Source organism: Streptomyces lacrimifluminis, assembly GCF_014646095.1.
Classification (GTDB): domain Bacteria; phylum Actinomycetota; class Actinomycetes; order Streptomycetales; family Streptomycetaceae; genus Streptomyces; species Streptomyces lacrimifluminis.
In genome coordinates, this window is record NZ_BMMU01000011.1 from 72,884 (window position 1) to 91,348 (window position 18,465).

At 70.5% G+C, this 18,465-nt stretch carries 20 protein-coding genes; 10 read left to right on the top strand and 10 right to left on the bottom strand.

Annotated features, from left to right (window positions below):
- Window positions 1-40 precede the first annotated feature (40 nt).
- The 4 genes from IEY89_RS18205 to IEY89_RS18220 form a co-directional block, all read right to left on the bottom strand.
- Entirely contained in the window at window positions 41-871 is an 831-nt protein-coding gene (locus IEY89_RS18205; RefSeq protein ID WP_189148477.1) for a universal stress protein, read from the bottom strand.
- A 209-nt stretch (window positions 872-1,080) separates the two neighbouring features.
- Window positions 1,081-1,527, bottom strand: coding sequence for a pyridoxamine 5'-phosphate oxidase family protein (locus IEY89_RS18210; protein WP_189148478.1), 447 nt, complete (start codon window positions 1,525-1,527; stop codon window positions 1,081-1,083).
- A 114-nt stretch (window positions 1,528-1,641) separates the two neighbouring features.
- Window positions 1,642-2,316 carry a helix-turn-helix domain-containing protein gene (locus tag IEY89_RS18215; protein WP_189148479.1) on the bottom strand — a complete coding sequence of 225 codons (675 nt, stop codon included), beginning with the start codon at window positions 2,314-2,316 and terminating at the stop codon, window positions 1,642-1,644.
- Between the two features lie 19 nt (window positions 2,317-2,335).
- Complete coding sequence (locus IEY89_RS18220) at window positions 2,336-3,406, bottom strand: zinc-dependent alcohol dehydrogenase family protein (RefSeq protein WP_189148480.1); 1,071 nt, start codon at window positions 3,404-3,406, stop codon at window positions 2,336-2,338.
- 211 nt (window positions 3,407-3,617) lie between these two features.
- On the opposite strand from IEY89_RS18220, the gene IEY89_RS18225 reads away from it, so the two are divergent.
- The 3 genes from IEY89_RS18225 (at window position 3,618) to ppk2 (ending at window position 5,802) form a co-directional block, all read left to right on the top strand.
- Window positions 3,618-3,986: an STAS domain-containing protein gene (locus IEY89_RS18225; protein ID WP_189148481.1), complete on the top strand. Its 369-nt coding sequence runs from the start codon at window positions 3,618-3,620 to the stop codon at window positions 3,984-3,986.
- A 172-nt stretch (window positions 3,987-4,158) separates the two neighbouring features.
- Window positions 4,159-4,740 carry an Rv1733c family protein gene (locus IEY89_RS18230; protein WP_189148482.1) on the top strand — a complete coding sequence of 194 codons (582 nt, stop codon included), beginning with the start codon at window positions 4,159-4,161 and terminating at the stop codon, window positions 4,738-4,740.
- A 258-nt stretch (window positions 4,741-4,998) separates the two neighbouring features.
- Window positions 4,999-5,802, top strand: coding sequence for a polyphosphate kinase 2 (ppk2, locus tag IEY89_RS18235; RefSeq protein WP_189148483.1), 804 nt, complete (start codon window positions 4,999-5,001; stop codon window positions 5,800-5,802).
- 14 nt (window positions 5,803-5,816) lie between these two features.
- Here the strand turns inward: ppk2 and IEY89_RS18240 are convergent, their stop codons facing one another.
- The 4 genes from IEY89_RS18240 to IEY89_RS18255 form a co-directional block, all read right to left on the bottom strand.
- Window positions 5,817-6,689, bottom strand: coding sequence for a universal stress protein (locus IEY89_RS18240; RefSeq protein WP_189148484.1), 873 nt, complete (start codon window positions 6,687-6,689; stop codon window positions 5,817-5,819).
- Window positions 6,690-6,694: 5 nt separating this feature from the next.
- Window positions 6,695-7,717, bottom strand: coding sequence for an alcohol dehydrogenase AdhP (gene adhP, locus IEY89_RS18245; RefSeq protein WP_189148485.1), 1,023 nt, complete (start codon window positions 7,715-7,717; stop codon window positions 6,695-6,697).
- Window positions 7,718-7,744: 27 nt separating this feature from the next.
- Window positions 7,745-8,650, bottom strand: a complete 906-nt coding sequence (locus tag IEY89_RS18250; protein ID WP_189148486.1) for a universal stress protein — start codon at window positions 8,648-8,650, stop codon at window positions 7,745-7,747.
- A gap of 152 nt (window positions 8,651-8,802) precedes the next feature.
- Window positions 8,803-9,432 carry a DoxX family membrane protein gene (locus tag IEY89_RS18255; protein WP_189148487.1) on the bottom strand — a complete coding sequence of 210 codons (630 nt, stop codon included), beginning with the start codon at window positions 9,430-9,432 and terminating at the stop codon, window positions 8,803-8,805.
- Window positions 9,433-9,650: 218 nt separating this feature from the next.
- On the opposite strand from IEY89_RS18255, the gene IEY89_RS18260 reads away from it, so the two are divergent.
- The 4 genes from IEY89_RS18260 (at window position 9,651) to IEY89_RS18275 (ending at window position 14,112) form a co-directional block, all read left to right on the top strand.
- Window positions 9,651-11,363 (top strand): SulP family inorganic anion transporter, encoded by a 1,713-nt coding sequence (locus tag IEY89_RS18260; RefSeq protein WP_189148488.1) that lies wholly within the window; start codon window positions 9,651-9,653, stop codon window positions 11,361-11,363.
- 607 nt (window positions 11,364-11,970) lie between these two features.
- Window positions 11,971-12,441, top strand: coding sequence for a cyclic nucleotide-binding domain-containing protein (locus tag IEY89_RS18265; RefSeq protein WP_189148489.1), 471 nt, complete (start codon window positions 11,971-11,973; stop codon window positions 12,439-12,441).
- A 30-nt stretch (window positions 12,442-12,471) separates the two neighbouring features.
- On the top strand, window positions 12,472-13,167 hold the full coding sequence (locus IEY89_RS18270; protein WP_189148490.1) for a CBS domain-containing protein: 696 nt from the start codon (window positions 12,472-12,474) through the stop codon (window positions 13,165-13,167).
- A 243-nt stretch (window positions 13,168-13,410) separates the two neighbouring features.
- Entirely contained in the window at window positions 13,411-14,112 is a 702-nt protein-coding gene (locus tag IEY89_RS18275) for a response regulator (protein ID WP_189148491.1), read from the top strand.
- 387 nt (window positions 14,113-14,499) lie between these two features.
- Here the strand turns inward: IEY89_RS18275 and IEY89_RS41500 are convergent, their stop codons facing one another.
- The gene (locus IEY89_RS41500) at window positions 14,500-15,078 is read right to left on the bottom strand and encodes a hypothetical protein (RefSeq protein ID WP_189148492.1); all 579 of its coding nucleotides are present in this window, start codon (window positions 15,076-15,078) and stop codon (window positions 14,500-14,502) included.
- Window positions 15,079-15,313: 235 nt separating this feature from the next.
- Here IEY89_RS41500 and dhaK point away from each other — a divergent pair, with 235 nt between their 5' ends.
- The 3 genes from dhaK (at window position 15,314) to IEY89_RS18295 (ending at window position 17,431) form a co-directional block, all read left to right on the top strand.
- Window positions 15,314-16,306, top strand: coding sequence for a dihydroxyacetone kinase subunit DhaK (dhaK, locus tag IEY89_RS18285; protein WP_189148493.1), 993 nt, complete (start codon window positions 15,314-15,316; stop codon window positions 16,304-16,306).
- A gap of 95 nt (window positions 16,307-16,401) precedes the next feature.
- Window positions 16,402-17,001, top strand: a complete 600-nt coding sequence (dhaL, locus tag IEY89_RS18290) for a dihydroxyacetone kinase subunit DhaL (RefSeq protein ID WP_189148631.1) — start codon at window positions 16,402-16,404, stop codon at window positions 16,999-17,001.
- On the top strand, window positions 16,994-17,431 hold the full coding sequence (locus IEY89_RS18295) for a PTS-dependent dihydroxyacetone kinase phosphotransferase subunit DhaM (protein WP_229695296.1): 438 nt from the start codon (window positions 16,994-16,996) through the stop codon (window positions 17,429-17,431). The genes dhaL and IEY89_RS18295 overlap by 8 nt, the downstream gene beginning before the upstream one ends.
- Before the next feature lie 109 nt (window positions 17,432-17,540).
- Here IEY89_RS18295 and IEY89_RS18300 read toward each other — a convergent pair whose 3' ends face one another.
- Window positions 17,541-18,293 (bottom strand): glycoside hydrolase family 75 protein, encoded by a 753-nt coding sequence (locus tag IEY89_RS18300; protein ID WP_189148494.1) that lies wholly within the window; start codon window positions 18,291-18,293, stop codon window positions 17,541-17,543.
- Between the last annotated feature and the right edge of the window lie 172 nt (window positions 18,294-18,465).

Sequence of the window (18,465 nt, forward strand, 5' to 3'; positions counted from 1 at the left end):
GAGCGGGCCTCCTCCGGCAATGCGCTCGGCAGCGGGCCGGTCATTTGTGAGGGACGACGACCACAGCGCAGTGCGCCCGGTGCAGCAGTGTGTGGGCGACCGGGCCCAGCCGTGGGCCGAGCACGCTCGTACGGCGGTGGGCGCCGATGACGACCACGGCCGCCTCCCAGGTCGCCGCCAGCAGTTCGTCGGCGGGGGCGGCTCGGACCGTGCGCGCCTCCACCGTCACGTCGGAGTGCTGGTCCCGCAGACGGGTGAGAGCGTAACGGGGAACGGCGTCCTCCGCCCGGGCCTCCCTGGCCAGACGTTCCTGGCCCGGGCTGCGGGCCGGCACGAGGGACGGCAGTTCGGGGGTGAGGTGCCGATGATTCCAGGAATGCAGGACACGGAGGTTCGCGCCGCGACGCTCGGCCTCCTGGAAAGCGTACGCCGCCGCCTCCGCGTCCGTGTCGTCCGCCAGGCCGAGCAGCACGTCCCGCCCGTCGCCGCACGGGTGGTCCCCGCGGACGACCAGGAGCGGTCCTTGCGTGAGCGCCGCCAGCCTCAGACTCACCGATCCGAACGCCAGGCCGGTCAACGCACCCAGGCCGCGTGTTCCCACGACGGTGAGCTCCGCGTCCGCGCTCTCGCGTGCCAGCGCACGCACCGCACCGCCTTCCATCGCGACGGTCTCCACGAGCAGTTCCGGATGCCGCGCATGTGTGCGCGACCTGGCGTAGCGCAGGACCGGTGCGGCCTCGTCACGGTCGGGAACCGCGTACAGCACGCGCAGGCCGGTGCCGCGGCGTACGGCCTCGGCCTCGGCCCAGTCCAAGGCCCTTACGGAGTTCAGAGAGCCGTCCACTCCGACGACTATGTGACGCGAGGTCATGGCCGTACCCGTCCTTCCTTCGAGTGACCGTTCGGCGGAAGCGGCGCGCGACGAACTCACCGGCCTCCTCGAACGATGCTCCTCGTGGTCGGTCACCTCGGGCAGGGTCCGGGAGAACCCGTAGAAACGCCGAACGGCCCTTGTTTCCAGGGCCGTTCGGTCCGGAACAGGGCAGTGCGACGAGGCCTTTGAGGACATGGCGCCGGCGTTCAGGAGGGAAGGTGTACGCCGTACAGGGAGCGTCCGCCGACGAGTTCGCGTCCGGTGACCAACTCCGGGGCGATGCGCACGAAGACCTCCTGCGGCGCCGGCGCCGGCGCCCAGGACAGCGGCCCGGTCCGCAGCAGCCGTGCGTGCTCGGCGGGGTCGGTCACGAGGGTGGCCGGCCCCATGACCACGACGCTCCAGCCGGAGTGTGTGCCGGCGTCGACCGCGTCGGCCTCGAAGGCCACCACGGCTCCGACGATCGCGCCCACCAGTTCCGACGAGGCCGAGGTGCGCACCAGCACCGCGGCGTCGCGGTCAAGGCAGAAGTTGACCGGCAGGACGGCGGGCAACGCCTGTCGCGTGTACACGATGCGGCCGACCGGCACCTTGGCCATGAGGCGCAGGCACTCCTGCCGGTCGAGTTCGCGGAATCCGTCGTTGGCGTCCATCTGCCTTCTCGTCTCTCACCTGGTCTTCGCGGAATGTGGCACTGCCCATCGTCAAGTGGCGGTGGCGTCCCCAGCCAGGGGCCATCGGTCCCGGCTTCCTGAGAACGACCCTGTTCAGACCACGATGCGGCGTCCCGTGAGGGCGAACGGTTCGATGCGCACCCACACATCGCGCCGGCCACCGGCCCATGGCTCGCTGTACGTCCGCTCAGCGAGCCGACGCTCTTCACCGATGTCCGTCACGGTGCGCGCGTACCCGCGCACCAGCACGCTCCAGCCCTGGCTGAAGGCGTCGTCAATACGGTCGACCTCGAAGGCGACCGGGCCGCCGGACGCGAGCGACGGCGTCGCGCCGTGGGCGGTTCGGAAGACGACCGTGCCTTCGACGACGCTGTAGTTGACAGGGACGATCATCGGCCCGAGCGCTGTGGTCACCGCGAGCCGTCCGACACCGTGCGTCGACAGCAGCTCTGTGCACTCCGCCGTGCTCAACTCGGTGAATTCGGGGGCGTACCCGGCCCGTCCAGGACCGGGTGGCAGGTCGGCATCGCCGCCGGTGAGCGCCGAGACCGTGGTCTCCAGGGCTGTCGCCAGCGCGAACATGGCCCCTCGGCCGGGCGCGGCGTCGGGGTGCTGCTCCAGGTGCGTCACGTAGCTGGTGGCCATGCCCGCCCGGGCGGCCGTCTCCTCTCGTGTCAGCCCGAGTTGAACGCGGCGTGCGGCAAGTCGGCGGCCCAGGTCGCCCGAGGGCGGACCCTGCGTCCCGTTCGCCTGTGTCTGTTCGGTCATGGCCCGTCAGGTCCTCTCGTCAGGCCGCGCGGACGGCGACCTCTTCGTGCGACGGCCCGCCGAGCACCACTTTGAGGGCGCCGGTGTCGGCGGCTCGGGCGAAGACGTCGTACGCCTCCTCCATGTGCTCCAGCGGGAAGGTGTGGGTGACCAACTGCGCTGTGGGCAGTCGGCCGGCGGTGGCCATGCGCAGCAAGGTGGGCGTGGAATAGGTGTCCACGAGACCGGTGGTGATGGTCACGTTCTTGATCCACAGGTCTTCCAGGTGCAGCGTGGCGGGCTTGCCGTGGACGCCGACGTTCGCCACGTGACCGCCGGGCCGCACCATGCGCGTGCACAGCTCGAAGGTCTCCGGCACGCCCACCGCCTCGATGACCACGTCCGCGCCGAGCCCGTCGGTGAGATCGGCGATCAGTTGTTCGGGGTCCTCGCAGGCGTCGGCCACAGCGTCGGCGCCGAGCCGCCCGGCGGCGTCCAACCGGGACGCGGCGAGGTCGACGGCGATGATCCGCTCGGGCGCGAACAGACGCGCCGTGGCGATCGCCGCGAGTCCGATGGGACCGGCACCGACGACGGCGACGGTGTCGCCGGGACGTACCCGCCCGTTGAGGACGCCCACTTCGTAGGAGGTCGGGAAGATGTCCGCGAGCAGGACGGCGTCCTTGCTCTCGACCGCGCCGGGCAGAGCGTGCACGGACAGGTCGGCGTAGGGGACGCGCACGTACTCGGCCTGGGTGCCGTCGATCAGGTGGCCGAGGATCCAGCCCCCACCACCCCGGCACTGGCCGTAGCTGCCCTCGCGGCAGTAGCGGCAGCGCCCGCAGGCGCTGATGCAGGAGACCAGCACGCGGTCGCCCGGGCGTACGGTCCGCACATCGCTGCCGACGTCGACGATCTCGCCGACGGCCTCGTGCCCCAGGACCGTGCCCGGGCGTACCTCGGGGACGTCGCCCTTGAGGATGTGCAGGTCCGTGCCACAGATGGTGACGGCGCCGACCCTCACGACGGCGTCAGTGGGTTCCTTGATGACAGGGTCCGGAACCTCTTCCCAGGCGCACTGCCCGGGGCCGTGGAAGACGAAGCCCTTCATGACGCTCCTCCCCATCCTTTTCGAGCACCGAGAGTGCCCCACACATCCAGCTTGTCTGTTCAACGCCTGCTCCGCTTGGGCCGTCCGGCCCCACCACCCGCCGGACGGCCTTGCCGTCGGTGCGGTGGAACAGAGAAGGGCTGACCGACCCGACCGAACAGGGACCGAACAGCTCTTCCAGGCACCCGGACGGCCCCGCTTTTCTGTCCTCATGGCCACTAACCACACGATTTCCACGCCGTACCGCACTCATCGCGCACCCGGTGGCACGACCGTCGTGGCCGTGCAGGGCGAGATCGACATCCTGACGGTGCCCGCGCTCGCCGCACACCTGGACACCCTGACCGCCGGTCCATGCCCTGACCTGGTACTCGACCTGCGCACCATGACCTTCATCGACTGCGCCGGGCTGGGGGTGCTGTGCCGGGCGCGGAATCGCGCGCGGGCTCGGCACGGTCGGCTGCGGCTGGTCACGGACAGCGCCCGGTTCCTGCGGATTCTCCACCGAACGGGCCTGACCGGTGTCTTCGACATTCATCCCCGGTGGCCCGAGGACCTGGCTGGTACACCGACCGTGTAGCCCCTCTTCCGCTGCGCCGTGAAGTCGCGCGGCCCCTGGGCCGAACGGCCCTCTCTGGCCCAGGAGCTGGTCCCGGGCGGCCCTGCTGTGGCGCCTGGTTGGCCCCTGTCATGGCGCGGCCTCGGCTGTCACCTTCGGGAGTGTCACAACGGCGAAGAGGAAGTGCGGACCGATGGCCGGTGCCAAGTACGCGAAGAAGCGGTTGTGGCGGTGGCGCAGCAACCCACTGCGACGGCGCGATGACATCGTCGAGGCCTGGCTCGTGCTGGTCGTATGGCTGGTCTTCGCCGTGGGCGGCACCGTCGCCGGTCTGGTGACTTCTCATGCCGCGGACGAGGTGTTCGCACGGCAGCGAGCCGAGCGTCAGTCGGTCCGCGCCGTACTCCTGACCGACGTCCCCACCAGCGCCACCGCCACGGGTGGTACCTCCGACCGCCGGATGACAAGCGTGCGCTGGACGGCACCCGACGGTTCGGCCCGCACGGACCAAACGCTGGTGGAAACCGGCCTCAAGGCCGGATCCAGGATCACGGTGTGGCAGGACGGCCAGGGCCGTCTCACCGCCGCACCGCGGAACACCACCGAGGCGGCAATCGAATCGGGCTTCCTGGGTACCGCTGCCGCAGCCGGGCTCGCCGGCCTGGTGTTCGGTGCCGGAGCCGGCGCCCGGTGGGGGCTGAACCAGCACCGCGTCAACGAGTGGGGCAGGGAATGGGACCGAGTGGGACCGCAGTGGGGCCACAAGACCGGCTGAGCGATCGACGGCTCCGAGCTCCAGGCCGAAGAACGGCCTGGAGCTTTCCTGTGCCCTGGGCGCGGGTCGGCCCGGATGCACGGGTCCGCCGGCCGTGCGGCCCCTGCCCGACGCTCAGATAGCCGGCGGCTGGCCAGTGCGCCTCCAGGGTGCGCAGCTCGTCGTCGGAAAGTACGGTGGCGTCCTGGTGTTCGACCTCGGACATGAGGAAGACTCCGGAAGACGTCGGCGTAGGGGGCATCGGGCGGTGGAGGCGGCATGGCCGGCAAGAAGGCGGCGGCACTGCCGCGCAAGTCGTACGAGCAGGAACTGCTGCGTCTGCAGACCGAGTTGGTGAAGCTGCAGGAGTGGGTGCGGGCGACGGGCACCCGCCTGGTGGTGGTCTTCGAGGGGCGGGACGCCGCGGGCAAGGGCGGGACGATCAAGCGAGTCGCCGAGCACCTCAACCCGCGCGTGGCCCGGATCGCGGCGCTCCCCAAGCCGACCGAGCGTGAACGCACCCAGTGGTACTTCCAGCGGTACATCGAGCAGTTGCCGGCGGCCGGGGAGATCGTGCTGTTCGACCGGTCCTGGTACAACCGGGCCGGGGTCGAGCACGTGATGGGTTTCTGCACGAAGGAGGAGCATCAGCTCTTCCTCCGTCAGTGCCCGATCTTCGAACGTATGCTGGTCGAGGCCGGGGTCCTGCTGCGCAAGTACTGGTTCTCGGTGAGCGACACCGAGCAGCAGGAGCGGTTCCGCAAGCGGCTGGAGGATCCGCTGCGGCGCTGGAAGCTCTCGCCGATGGATCTGGAGTCGATCACCCACTGGGAGGCGTACTCCCGGGCCAAGGACGAGATGCTGGTGCACACCGACATCTCCGAGGCGCCCTGGTACGTGGTGGAGAGCGACGACAAGCGCCGGGCGCGGCTGAACATGATCGCCCACCTGCTGTCGTCCGTGCCCTACCACGAGGTGCCGCCGCCGGTGCTGGAGCTGCCGGAGCGGCCGCCGTCGACCGGCTACCAGCGCTCGCCGCGGGATCTGCAGACCTACGTCCCCGACCACGCGGCGAGCCTCTGAACAGCCGGTCCCTCTCACACCTGCTCGGGTACGACCGCGACGGCGCAGGCGGAATGGTGCAGCACCGCGTGGGCGACACGCCCCAGCTGGAGTCCGACGTGTCCCGGGTTGCGCCGGGCCCCGACCACCAGCAGGTCGGCGTCGCGGGATGCGTCCGGCAGAACCCGGCGGGCGGGACCCTCGACCGTGCGCCGGCGCAGGCCCACCTGCTCGGGTACGTCCTTGAGAGCCTGCTCCAGGACCTCGGCGGCATGCTGCTCGTGCAGCCGCGCGGGTTCACCGGCGAGCAGGGGATGCTCGGTACTCTCGTGCGCGGGGCACCGCCAGGCCCGTACGGCGTCCAGCGTCGCGTGCCGCAGCTCCGCCTCCTGGACGGCGAAGCGCAGGGCAGCGGAGTCCGTCGCCTGCTCGCCGATGCCCACGACGACGCGGCCCTGCGTCCCGGCGCGGACCTGGTTGTCGTGGCTGCCGCGCAGCACGATCACCGGGCAGTCGGCGTGGGCCGCGACGGCAAGGCTGACCGACCCGAGCAGCATCTCGACGACGCCGCTGCGGCCTCGGCTGCCGACGACCAGCGCGGCGGCTGTGTGTCCCTCGCGGACCAGCGCGTACTCGGGCTCCTCCGGCAGCACGTCGGTGGCGATCCTGACGTCGGACTGGCGCAGGCGGGCGCGCTGTGCGGCGGTCCGCACGATGTCCTCGGCCATCACCTGCTCGGACGGCTTGCCGAAGTCCTGTGCGAGAGCGGCACCTTCGTAACGCTCCCAGAGGGAGGCGTACACCAGTCGCAGCGGGGCCCCGCGCAGGGCGGCCTCGTCGGCCGCCCAGTCGACGGCCCGCAGGCTGGGTTCGGAGCCGTCCACGCCGACGACGATCGGGAGGTTCATCGTGCTCACCGTCCTGTGCCGAGATCGAAGACGATCCGGGCCTTGACCTCACCGCGCAGCACCTCGTCGATGCAGTCGTTGACGGAGGCGAGGGGACGGGTCTCGTAGATGACCTTGGTGCGGCCGGCCGCGTGCAGTTGGAAGACCTCGGCGAGGTCCTGCCGGGTCCCGACGATCGAGCCGATCACCGAGGTGCCGTTCAGGACGGTGTCGAAGATGGGCACCCGGACCGTTCCGTGCGCCGGCAGGGCGACCATCACCAGCTTGCCGCCGCGTCGCAGACCGGAGTTGACGGCCTCGAAGGCAGCGTCGTTCACCGCGAGCGCGATGGCGGCGTGGGCACCGCCGTGCTGCTTGAGCACCTCACCGACGTTCTCCTTGCGGGCGTCGATGACGATGTCCGCGCCGAGTTCGGCGGCCAGTTGGAGCTTCTCGTCGGTGACGTCGATCGCGGCGACCGTGGCGCCGGCGATCTTCGCGTACTGCACGGCGAGGTGCCCGAGCCCGCCGACACCGGAGATGGCCACGAGCTGCGCGGGCCTGACGTCGGCGACCTTGAGCGCCTTGTACGTGGTGACGCCGGCGCAGGTCAGCGGGGCGGCCTCCAGGGCACTGATCCCGTCGGGCACCGGCTGGGCGAAGTCGGCCCACGCGAGCATCTTCTCGGCGTACCCGCCGTCACATCCGTACCCGGTGTTGATCTGCCGCTCGCACAGCGTCTCCCAGCCGGACAGGCAGTGCTCGCACCGCCCGCAGGCCTTGCCCAGCCAGGGCACGGCGACGCGCTGCCCGACGGCCAGGTGGCGGACACCGTCGCCGAGTGCTTCCACCAGGCCCACGCCCTCGTGCCCGGGTACGAACGGCGGGTTGGGCTTGACCGGCCAGTCGCCGTGGGCGGCGTGGATGTCTGTGTGGCACAGCCCCGAGGCCTCGACGCGCACGCGAACCTGGCCGGGGCCGGGCTCCGGGTCGGGGCGCTCCTCGATGACCAGGGGTTCGCCGAACGCTCGTACGACCGCTGCCTTCATGGGTCTCTTCTCCTCGGGTGGTACGGGTCAGCTGTGGGGGACGACGGCGACGGGGGCGGTGGAGTGGTGCAGGACGGCATGCGTGACGTGGCCGATGTGGGCGCCGAAGGGGTTGCGGCGGATGCGTCGGCCCACGACGACGAGGGAGGCCTCGTGGGAGGCGTCCACCACGTGGACGGCCGGGCTGCCGTAGCGGGACGTCCCGACGACCTTCACGTCCGGGAACTTCTTGCGCCAGGGGCGCAGCACCTCGGCCACGGCCTCGGACGCGCTCAGGGCGAGGGCCTCGTGCAGGGCCGGGTTGGCGGGAGTGCCGTAGGCGTAGTAGGGCGGCGGGTTCCAGCCGTGGACGACGTGCAGGGAGGTGGCACGTCGCTGGGCGGCGTCGAAGGCGAACTCGATCAGTGTCTCGTCGGGGTGCGCGACGTCGAGTCCGAGGACCACGGGCCGGAACGGGGTCGCGGCGGACGGAATACCCGCCGGGTCCGTCTCGTGTTCGTCGGCGGCCGCTTCCAGCGCGCGGACCAGCACGACGGGGCGGTCCGTGTGCGCTACGGCGGACAGGCCGACCGAGCCGACCATGAACCCGCCGATCCCGCCGAGCCCGCGGGAGCCCAGGACGAGCAGTTCGGCGCTCTTCGCCGCCTCGGCCAGTGCGTCACCCGGGTAGCCGGAGACCTGCTCCGTGAACACCTCGACGCCGGGGTGGCGCAGCCGGATGCCCTGGGCGGCCTCCCGGGGAATCCGCTCGGTCCAGTGCTGCTGAGTCTCCGCTCCCAGGAGCGGGGCCTGCGCCATGGGCTCCGGCACCGGCTCCCACACGTGCACGATCTTCAGCGGCAGGCCGCGCAGCTTCGCCTCGCGAGCCGCCCATTCTGCGGCGGCCCGGCTCTCCTGCGAGCCGTCGAGACCTACGGTGATGGTGCGGAGCATGATCTCCACCTCCTGGAGTGATGGATCCGATTCCAGCGTCTTCTTGTTGCGGTTCGGCGTGCAGGGGCCACTGGTCCCGATTCGGGGCCGATCGACCCTCCGCACGGCGCGGCGCGGTGGGCCGAGAGACGGGCTCACCGCGCCGTCGGTACTCAGCGCAGCCAGCTGTGGTCACGGACGAAGGGCAGCCTGGCCCAGAGTCGGCCCGCGCCCAGGGCGTCGCCGGCGGCGACAGCGGCCAGGACGATCAGGGCGACGGCGTAGATCAAGTGGTAGTCGACGAACGGGTTCGTCGACATGCTCGCCGAGCCGTCCGAGAGGTGTTTGGCCGGCGGCCACTCGGCGATCCACATCAGCGCCATCATCGCGGTGCCGGCGACAGCGGCGAGCCGCAACGCGACACCCGCGGCCAGCGCCAGGCCGATCCCGAACAGACCGAGCATGAACAGCCAGTTCGCCCACGGGTCGCCGGCCCAGGAGTGGAAGGTGGACTCCATCGGTCCGACCGCGACGGAGCCGAGAAAGCCCTTCGTCGGCGAGCCGCCGTCGATCCAGCCCTTGCCCGACGGGGTCGCGTAGCCGAACCCGAACGTCTTGTCGAGGAACGCCCACAGGAAGACGAACCCGGTGAACAGACGCAGTGAGGCGAAGGCGTAGGCCCGCGCGGTATGCGTGTCGGTGCGTGCCGACACGTCCGACTCGGAGGTGGAAGCGGTCCTGTTCCTGCGGAACGACGGCAGGTGGAAGCCGGAGCTCCGGTGAGAGTGATCGTGCACGGCCATGGTCGTGGTTCCCTTCGAGGGCGGTCGGGGCGGCGCCTGACACCACTCACTCTGGCCGCGCACGCCGGTTGGCGACGGATGCCGAAGGTCCGCGGTCGCGGGGCCGAACGGCCCTGTTGCCAGGGGCCGTTGGCCTGGGTGGGGCACGCCCGGCACGCGGGCTGTCGCCGTAGTTCCCGCGCCGGTGGATCATGGGGGCAGACGACGGAAGGCGGCACATGTCTCAGGGCTCGGCCAGACACCTCCCCCAGTGGCGCCGACTGGTGCCGGGGCTGGTGACGCTTCTCGGCTACCGGCGGGCGTGGCTCCCGGGTGACCTGCTCGCCGGGCTGACCGTGGCCGCGTACCTGATTCCGCAGGTCATGGCCTACGCAGGAGTGGCCGGGCTGCCGCCGGTCACCGCGCTGTGGGCGATCCTGCCTGCCCTCGCGATGTACGCCCTGCTCGGCTCCTCACGGCTGCTGTCGGTCGGTCCCGAGTCCACGACCGCCCTCATGACGGCCGCCGTGGTCGCACCGCTCGCCGCCGGGGACGCCGGACGCTACGCGTCGCTGGCGGCGGCCCTCGCGATCACGGTCGGGCTGCTCTGCCTGGCCGCGCGGGCAATGCGGTTCGGCTTCCTCGCGGACCTGCTGTCCCGCCCGGTGCTGATCGGCTATCTGGCGGGCGTGGCCCTCATCATGATGGTGGACCAGCTGCCCAAACTCACCGGGGTGCGGACGGCCGGGGCGGCGTTCTTCCCCCAACTATGGTCCCTCCTCAGCCACTTGACCGACGCACACCTGGCCACTGCCGTCTTCTCGGCCGTCGTCCTCGGGCTCCTGTTCACGCTGGCCCGCCACGTCCCCGCCGTGCCGGGCCCCCTGGTGGCCTTCGTCCTCGCCACCGCCACCGTCGCGGTTTTCGACCTCGACGACCGGTACGGGCTCAAGGTGATCGGCGAGGTCCCCTCCGGCCTGCCGAGCCTCGCCGTTCCTGACCTGAGCGAGCTGCCGCACCTGGTGCTGCCCGCGCTCGGTGTGCTCCTGGTCGCCTACACCGACTTCATCCTCACCGCGAGGGCGTTCGCCGACCACGACGACAAAGGTCCAGGGCTCGACGCCAACCAGGAGTTCCTCGCCCTCGGCGCGGCAAACCTGAGCGCCGGGGCGCTGCACGGCTTCCCGGTGAGCAGCAGTGCCAGCCGCACCGCGCTGGCCGCCTCCGCGGGGGCCCGCAGCCAGGCGTACTCACTGGTGGCCGGGGCGGTGGTACTCGCCGTCCTGCTCTTCCTGAGCCCGCTGCTGACGCGCACACCGTCCGCCGTGCTCGGCGCGCTCGTCGTCTACGCCGCGGTCCGCATGATCGACCTCGCCGGCTTCCGTCGGCTGGCCTCGTTCCGCCGCCGGGAGTTGCTCCTGGCACTCGGCTGTCTCGCCGGGGTGCTCGCCCTGGACATCCTGTACGGGGTGATCGTGGCCGTCGGTCTGTCGGTGGCCGAGTTGCTGACACGGGTGGCGCGACCGCACGATGCCGTCCAGGGGTTGGTTCCCGGCGTGGCGGGCATGCACGACATCGACGACTACCCGCAGGCCCGTACGATCCCCGGCCTGGTCGTCTACCGCTACGACTCGCCCCTGTTCTTCGCCAACGCGGAGGACTTCCGCCGCCGCGCTCTGGCCGCCGTCGACGAACAGGTCGATCCCGTCCGCTGGTTCGTCCTCAACGCCGAGGCCAATGTGGAGGTCGACATCACCGCCCTTGACGCGGTCGACGAACTGCGCCGCGAACTGACCGGCCGGGGCCTTGTGTTCGCCCTCGCCCGGGTGAAACAGGATCTGCGGGACGACCTGGAGGCGTACGGCCTGGTGGACTCGGTCGGCGAGGACCGGATGTTCCCGACGCTGCCGACGACCGTGGCCGCATACCGTGCGTGGCTCGCCCGTCAGTAGCCGGGTACGCCCCGCCCCCTGAAGCACTCGCGGACGCATCCGATCAGGGACCCGGTCAGGTACCGGTGTGTCACGCAGCGGGGTCGGGATGCCGAGGTCCTCGCACATCGGAGCGCCCAGTTCACGGCTCGCGGATCGTCGTTCCAGCCGGGAACCAAGAGGTAGCGGATCCGGTATCGGACGCCGAGGCGGACCAGGCGGGTCACGAAACCGAGCGTGGGGGCGAGGCACCGGCCGGTCGTTCCCGGTAGATACCGGTATCGAAGGCCTTGATGTCGAACTGGACCGGTTCGGTGTCGGCGAGGAGTGCGTCGGTGGCCCGTACGAACAGCGAGGCTCGTACAGCCCCAACTCGTCATGGCGCACACGAGATGGTGACTCCCCGGACCTCCGCCCACGCCCGGCCTTCCGACGGACCGGAAGCGCGGTGGCAGGACACGATCAGCCGATGTCCCCAACGCTGTCACACACTGTTCTCACCGCAGCACCCGAAACCTCGCCCGGTGCCGTCTGGCGCAAGGTCGGACCAGGTGGCCCATGGTCCTGCCCGTTGCGCCTGGCACAAGGTGGCCCCAGAAGTCCGTACACCTCGTTGCGGAGGCACACCATGAACGCTTCCCTCACTCCCAGCCCCAACATGCTGCGCGCGCTGTCCGCCGAACACCGCAAGCGGCTCATGTTCGCCGCCCGGGAGGTGTCCATCCCCCAGGGAGCACGCTTGTTCGACGAGGGGGGCCGCGCCGACCGTTTCTGGATCATCCGCAGCGGCAGGATCGAGCTCGACATGCACGTGCCGGGCCGTCGGGCGGCCGTCATCGAGAGTCTCGGGCACAACGAGCTGATCGGCTGGTCCTGGCTCTTCACCCCGCACGTCTGGCATCTGGGCGCCGAGGCGACCACTCCGGTCCGGGCCTACGAGTTCGACGCCACGGCCGTCCGGTCCATGTGCCGGGACGACGCGGCCCTGGGCAATGACGTCGCCCAGTGGGTCGGTGAGGTAGTCGCCCACCGTCTCCGTAGGGCCAGGACCCGTCTGCTGGACCTGTACGCCCCTTACGGCGCCGGAAACACCTTCTGACCCAACCGAACACATGCCAAAGGAGTGACCATGCACGGCAGCCCGCACACCGTCAGCGATGTCATGACCCACACGGTCGCCGCAGTCGGTCCCGGAGCGGCCTTCAAGGAGATCGTGCGGCTGATGCAGGACTGGAAGGTCAGCGCCCTGCCCGTCGTCGAGGGCGAGGGCCGGGTCGTCGGCATCGTCTCCGAGGCGGATCTCCTGCCCAAGGAGGAGTTCCGGGACAGCGACCCCGACCGGTACACCCAGCTCCGCCGTCTGTCGGACCTGGAGAAGGCCGGCGCAGTCACCGCGGAGGAACTCATGACCTCCCCCGCTCTCACCGTCCGCCCGGACGCCACGCTCGCCCAGGCCGCCCGCACGATGGCCCGGGCGAAGGTCAAGCGGCTGCCCGTGGTCGACGCTGTAGGCATGCTCGAAGGTGTCGTCAGCCGTGCCGACCTGCTCAAGGTCTTCCTGCGTACCGACGAGGAGGTCGCCGAGGAGGTACAGCGCGAGATCGTGTCCTACCTTTTCCCCAAGCCGGACTCGAACGTACGTATTGATGTGCGGGACGGGGTCGTCAGGCTCGTCGGCCGGGTCCGGGACACTGCGCTGGTGCCGGTGGCCGCACGACTGGTCCGTGCGGTCGAGGGGGTCGTGGACGTGGAGTTCGACCTCACCCCACCCGGAGAACCGAAGGAGGTGCCCGCAGACGGCACCGAGAACGTCGACTCCGCGTGAACCTGCCGGGACCAGGTGGCCATGGCCGGTCCCGGCAGTCATCGTGGCTCTGTGGCCCTCGCCGACATAGGCGCAGATCTGGCTGCCCGCGTGCGGTCCACTGGCCCGCGGGTTGGGCCTGTCGGGGCGGTTTCTTCCGACTCAGTGGGGCCGGTCGGCCCTGGTGCATCCGGTCCCGGCACGTGATGATCGGCATCAGGGACAGCCCACAGGCTGTCCTCCGACGGGGAACCAGGGGTCACCATGTCAGAGGCACGCGCTTTCACCGAGCAGAACCCGATCCGGGTGTTCCTGCTGGACGACCACGAGGTCGTCCGCCGCGGCCTTGCCGACCTGCTCGACTCCGAACCCGACATCTCGGTGATCGGTGACGCCGGCACCGTCGACCACGCGCTCGCCCGAGGCCCCGCGCTGCGCCCCGACGTCGCCGTCCTCGACGTGCGCCTGCCGGACGGCGACGGCATCTCGGTCTGCCGGGAACTGCGCAGCCAGATGCCGGAACTGGCCTGCCTGATGCTGACCTCGTTCGACGACGAGGAGGCTCTGCTCGACGCGATCATGGCCGGCGCCTCCGGCTACGTCCTCAAGCAGATCAAGGGCTCCGACCTCGTCTCGGCGGTACGCACGGTGGCCTCGGGCCAGTCGATGCTGGACCCCGCGACAACCGCCCGCCTGATGCGCTCCCTGCGGGCCGACCCGGCCCAGAGCCCTGCCGTGCCGTCCGAGCTGGAGAGCCTGTCGCCGCGTGAGAGGGACATCCTGGCGCTGATCGGCGACGGCCTGACCAACCGCGAGATCGGCAAGAAGCTCTATCTGTCGGAGAAGACCGTCAAGAACCACATCTCCCGTCTGCTGGCCAAGCTGGGCGTGCAGCGCCGGGTCCAGGCCGCCGTCCTCGCCTCCCACCTGGGGCAGCCCGAGGCGGGCGAACACCGGCTGAAGTGAGGACGAGTGGACCCATCGGTACCGTGCGACGGGCCGGACGGCCGCTGTCGAACGTGACGCTGCTCTGTGCTCAACCGCAGCTCGACGGTGGACAGAACCTGCTCGGCCTCTTTCAATTCCAGCAGCCCGTCATGGTGCCTGACGGTCGCGGGCGTGAGGACCGTACGCCATGCCTCCGCGCTCTCGACGCGCAGTTCAGCACATGTGACCTGAGTGTCGTGTCCTGCAAGGAGCATCACCTCAGCCACCAGCGCCGGCTGCCCCTCTGAGGACATGACGACGTGCTCGTGGCTCGCACGTTCAGATCATTGCCGTTAGCGCCCCGCTTCCAGTCGACTGGCGGAAGAGCTACGCCACGACGCCCGAAGAGCCTGGCGAGCACACCGGTCAACGAGCCGCGGGGCAATGCCGCGGCCAAATCCCTGTGCCGCTCCGGGGTGATTTCCAGACCACTGTGTTCCGCCCGCGGAAGGGTCGCTGCAACACGAAGCGGCAACTGCGGCTTTTCGACGGTCGGCCGTCCAGTAGTCGGCGGTCCTTGTCCGCTCGCAGGTCTTCGTCGGTACCGGCTTCCGACGCCAGGCATCCCCTGTGCGTCGCGGCGGATACGCCCTGGCTCCCTGCGCCACCGCCGACCACCACATCACACGTCTGCTCACGGACACGGGTGAAGGTGAGGGTGATGGTGAGGGTGAAGACCAGTGCCGCATCAGCCACGATTGCGAGCAGGACGAGACCCGCAGCGTACGTCCCGTACTCGCCGTAGAGAGAGCCCATGACGAACTGCGGCAGGAAGCCGCCCCATCCGCCCACGGCACCGACCACGCCGGTGACGGAGCCGACCTGGTCGACCGTAGTCCTCAGCGCCACCAGGGCGAAGGCCTCGCCGCTTGTCGCGCCGAGTATGCCAGCCGCAGGGAAACCAATGACCGAGCGATCCTCACACTCCCGCTGGCGTCCACACACATGCCCCCCGCTCGCTCAGCGTCGATAATTCCGGGAGAAGGCTTCCAGGACCGCCCAACCGCACGCCAGCCATACCTGACGAACCATCATCAAAGCCAGCGCCGAGTCAGCATCAGTACCGCCAGAGCCCGCCTCCGACCGCCATGGACCGCCAAGATCGACAACGGACAACCCCAGATCTGACCTGCAAAGACATAGGCCATAGGCCCATCTGTTAATCTCACAGGAGGTACCCATGAAGATGCTCATCAACGTTCCGGAGACCGTGGTCGCGGACGCGCTGCGGGGCATGGCGGCGGCCCATCCCGAGCTGACCGTCGACGTGGAGAACCGGGTGATCGTACGGCGGGACGCGCCCGTTGCCGGGAAAGTGGCCCTCGTCTCCGGTGGCGGGTCGGGGCACGAGCCGCTGCACGGCGGGTTCGTGGGCCCGGGGATGTTGTCGGCGGCCTGCCCGGGTGAGGTGTTCACGTCTCCCGTGCCCGATCAGATGGTGCGGGCCGCGGCTGCCGTGGACAGCGGGGCGGGCGTCCTGTTCGTGGTGAAGAACTACACCGGTGACGTCCTCAACTTCGACATGGCGGCCGAACTCGCCGCGGACGAGGGCATCCAGGTCGCGAAGGTCCTCGTCAACGACGACGTCGCCGTGACCGACAGCCTCTACACGGCCGGGCGGCGCGGTACGGGCGGCACGTTGTTCGTGGAGAAGATCGCCGGCGCGGCGGCGGACGAGGGACGTTCGTTGGAGCAGGTGCGTTCCGTCGCCCAGCAGGTCAACGACAGTTCCCGCAGCTTCGGCGTCGCACTCGGCGCCTGCACCACCCCGGCGAAGGGCAGCCCCACCTTCGATCTGCCGCCGGGCGAACTGGAGTTGGGCGTCGGCATCCACGGCGAACCGGGCCGGGAGCGGCGGCCGATGATGACCTCGGGCGAGATCGCCGACTTCGCGGTGGAAGCCGTGCTGGAGGATCTCGACCCGCGCAATCCCGTGCTGGTCCTGGTCAACGGAATGGGCGCGACACCGCTGCTGGAGCTGTACGGGTTCAACGCCGAGGTGCAGCGAGTGCTGACCGCGCGCGGGGTCTCCGTGGCCCGCACACTCGTCGGCAACTACGTCACCTCGCTCGACATGGCCGGCGCCTCGGTGACCCTGTGCGAGATCGACGAGGAACTGCTGCGACTGTGGGACGCGCCGGTGCGGACGGCGGGTCTGCGCTGGGGCGTGTGAACCCCGCCGGACTCGCAGGGCAGTCATCACCCGGGGCGGCGGCCCGCCCTCCGGGAGAGACAGCGACCAACGTATCTACCATGCAAGGAGATCTAGTGCTCGACGCCGACTTCTTCCGCCGCTGGATGACGGCGACGGCCGTGTCCGTCGGCCACGAGGCGGAGCGGCTCACCGCCCTGGACTCGCCGATCGGCGACGCCGACCACGGCAGCAATCTGCGACGCGGCTTCAACGCCGTGGCCACCGCGGTGGAGGAGGAGGCGCCGGCCACTCCCGGTACCGTCCTCGTACTCGCCGGAAGCCGGCTCATCTCGACGGTCGGCGGGGCCTCGGGACCCCTGTACGGAACGTTGCTGCGCCGGACGGGCAAGGCGCTCGGCGAGGCGGCCGAGGTGAGCGCCGAACAGTTCACTGACGCGCTGCGCATCGGGGTGGACGCGGTGAGGGCGCTCGGCGGGGCGGCGCCCGGAGACAAGACGATGATCGACGCTCTCGTGCCCGCCGTGGACGCCCTCGCCGAGTCGTTCGCCGCCGCACGCACGGCCGCCGAACAGGGCGCTCTCGCGACCACGCCCCTGCAGGCCCGGAAGGGCAGAGCGAGCTATCTCGGCGAGCGCAGCATCGGTCACCAGGACCCGGGTGCCACCTCGGCGGCCCTGCTGATCGCGACTCTCGCGGAGACCGCCGGTGAGTGACGAGACCGGCCTGAGCGGCGAGAAGGGTGAGCGACTGGTCGGGGTCGTGCTCGTGTCGCACAGCGCGGCGGTGGCCGCGGCGGTGGCGGACCTGGCCCAAGGGCTTGTGGGTTGCGGGGCGACCGTTCCCGTCGCCGCGGCGGGCGGCACCGATTCCGGCGGGCTGGGCACGAGCGCCGAGCTGATCAGCGCGGCGGCCCGTTCCGTGGACCGGGGTGCGGGGGTCGCCGTCCTGACGGATCTGGGCAGCGCCGTCCTCACGGTGAAGGCGCTCCTGGCGGAGGGCGACGAACTCCCGGACGGCACCCGCCTGGTGGACGCCCCGTTCGTCGAGGGTGCGGTGGCCGCGGTCGTCACGGCGTCGACGGGAGCCGACCTCGCGGCGGTCGAGGCGGCGGCTGCGGAGGCGTACACGTACCGCAAGGTGTGAGCGAGCGAAGGGAGGGAAGGGCGGCGGGGAGCGGTTCACGAACCGGCCCGCCGCCCCTCCCCTCACTGCCCGTCACTTTCCGTCGCTTCCCGTCTATTCAGCTCTTCATCTATTCAGCCTCGATGTCCTCGCCGATCTCGGCGTTCTCGGCGTTCTCGGCGTTCTCGGCGTTCTCGGCGTTCTGGCCGACGAACTGCTTCGCCAGCCGCTCCCCCGTCTCCACCGCCGCCGCGTGGTTCTCGATCGGCGACACCTTGGAGTTCTTGAAGACGATGTACGTGACGCCGGAGGCCGTTCCGCCGCCGTGCGGGTCGGGGTTGATGCCCAGCGCAGCGGCGGCGGCGTAGGACGCCTCACCGATGATGTCGTGCGGGCCGGTGTCGCCGACGACCGCGTACTGCACGCGGTCCTTGTAGATGACGGCCGCCACCGAGCCGCCCCGGATGCCGTGGTCGCGGTAGTTCCAGATGCTGCTGGCCATCGGGACGACGATGAACGGCAGGCGTTCGGCGTCCAGATAGCGGCCGTCGGACTGCTGGAAGGCGGTGGTGTCGGCGAAGTACGGGTCGGTGCGCCCGTTGCACCGCGGACCGGGCCGACCGTCGCAGTCGATGTCCATGTCGGCCTTCCAGAAGACAACGTCCTCGGTGCCGCAGACGGGGATGTCCGCTCGGGCTCCGGCGTCGCTGCGGTAGTGGCCGTTGGACACAGGAGCGCAGTCACGCACCTGGGCCAGCAGGTCGGAGGCCCTGACGCTGCCCTCGTACCGCACCGGCTCGTTCGGGTGGTCGGCGGCGGGCAGCGTGGTCGGGGCGAGCAGGGCGGCGCCGGCCACGGCGAGCGTCAGCGTCTGGACACGCACGATAGGGGGCCTCTCCTGGGGGATCTGACGGACACTCGGTCCAATCTGGTGCCGGTCCGCTCACGCGTCCACCGATAGAGGGCCGTACGGTGCATGCCCCGAACTCCCGACAGGGGCCGGGCGCCTGAGCCCATGTCGGCTCCGGCCGCCCGGCCGCCCGCGCCGGCGCGGG

Bases quoted from the DNA above. Each gene is read 5' to 3' on its own strand.
- IEY89_RS18220 (WP_189148480.1), bottom strand. From the start codon at position 3,406: ATGAAGGGCTTCGTCTTCCACGGCCCCGGGCAGTGCGCCTGGGAAGAG.
- IEY89_RS18225 (WP_189148481.1), top strand. From the start codon at position 3,618: ATGGCCACTAACCACACGATTTCCACGCCGTACCGCACTCATCGCGCA.
- dhaK (WP_189148493.1), top strand. From the start codon at position 15,314: ATGAAGATGCTCATCAACGTTCCGGAGACCGTGGTCGCGGACGCGCTG.
- IEY89_RS18255 (WP_189148487.1), bottom strand. From the start codon at position 9,432: ATGGCCGTGCACGATCACTCTCACCGGAGCTCCGGCTTCCACCTGCCG.
- IEY89_RS18210 (WP_189148478.1), bottom strand. From the start codon at position 1,527: ATGGACGCCAACGACGGATTCCGCGAACTCGACCGGCAGGAGTGCCTG.
- IEY89_RS18230 (WP_189148482.1), top strand. From the start codon at position 4,159: ATGGCCGGTGCCAAGTACGCGAAGAAGCGGTTGTGGCGGTGGCGCAGC.
- IEY89_RS18205 (WP_189148477.1), bottom strand. From the start codon at position 871: ATGACCTCGCGTCACATAGTCGTCGGAGTGGACGGCTCTCTGAACTCC.
- IEY89_RS18240 (WP_189148484.1), bottom strand. From the start codon at position 6,689: ATGAACCTCCCGATCGTCGTCGGCGTGGACGGCTCCGAACCCAGCCTG.
- IEY89_RS18215 (WP_189148479.1), bottom strand. From the start codon at position 2,316: ATGACCGAACAGACACAGGCGAACGGGACGCAGGGTCCGCCCTCGGGC.
- IEY89_RS18270 (WP_189148490.1), top strand. From the start codon at position 12,472: ATGCACGGCAGCCCGCACACCGTCAGCGATGTCATGACCCACACGGTC.
- adhP (WP_189148485.1), bottom strand. From the start codon at position 7,717: ATGAAGGCAGCGGTCGTACGAGCGTTCGGCGAACCCCTGGTCATCGAG.
- IEY89_RS18275 (WP_189148491.1), top strand. From the start codon at position 13,411: ATGTCAGAGGCACGCGCTTTCACCGAGCAGAACCCGATCCGGGTGTTC.
- IEY89_RS18250 (WP_189148486.1), bottom strand. From the start codon at position 8,650: ATGCTCCGCACCATCACCGTAGGTCTCGACGGCTCGCAGGAGAGCCGG.
- IEY89_RS18260 (WP_189148488.1), top strand. From the start codon at position 9,651: ATGTCTCAGGGCTCGGCCAGACACCTCCCCCAGTGGCGCCGACTGGTG.
- ppk2 (WP_189148483.1), top strand. From the start codon at position 4,999: ATGGCCGGCAAGAAGGCGGCGGCACTGCCGCGCAAGTCGTACGAGCAG.
- IEY89_RS18265 (WP_189148489.1), top strand. From the start codon at position 11,971: ATGAACGCTTCCCTCACTCCCAGCCCCAACATGCTGCGCGCGCTGTCC.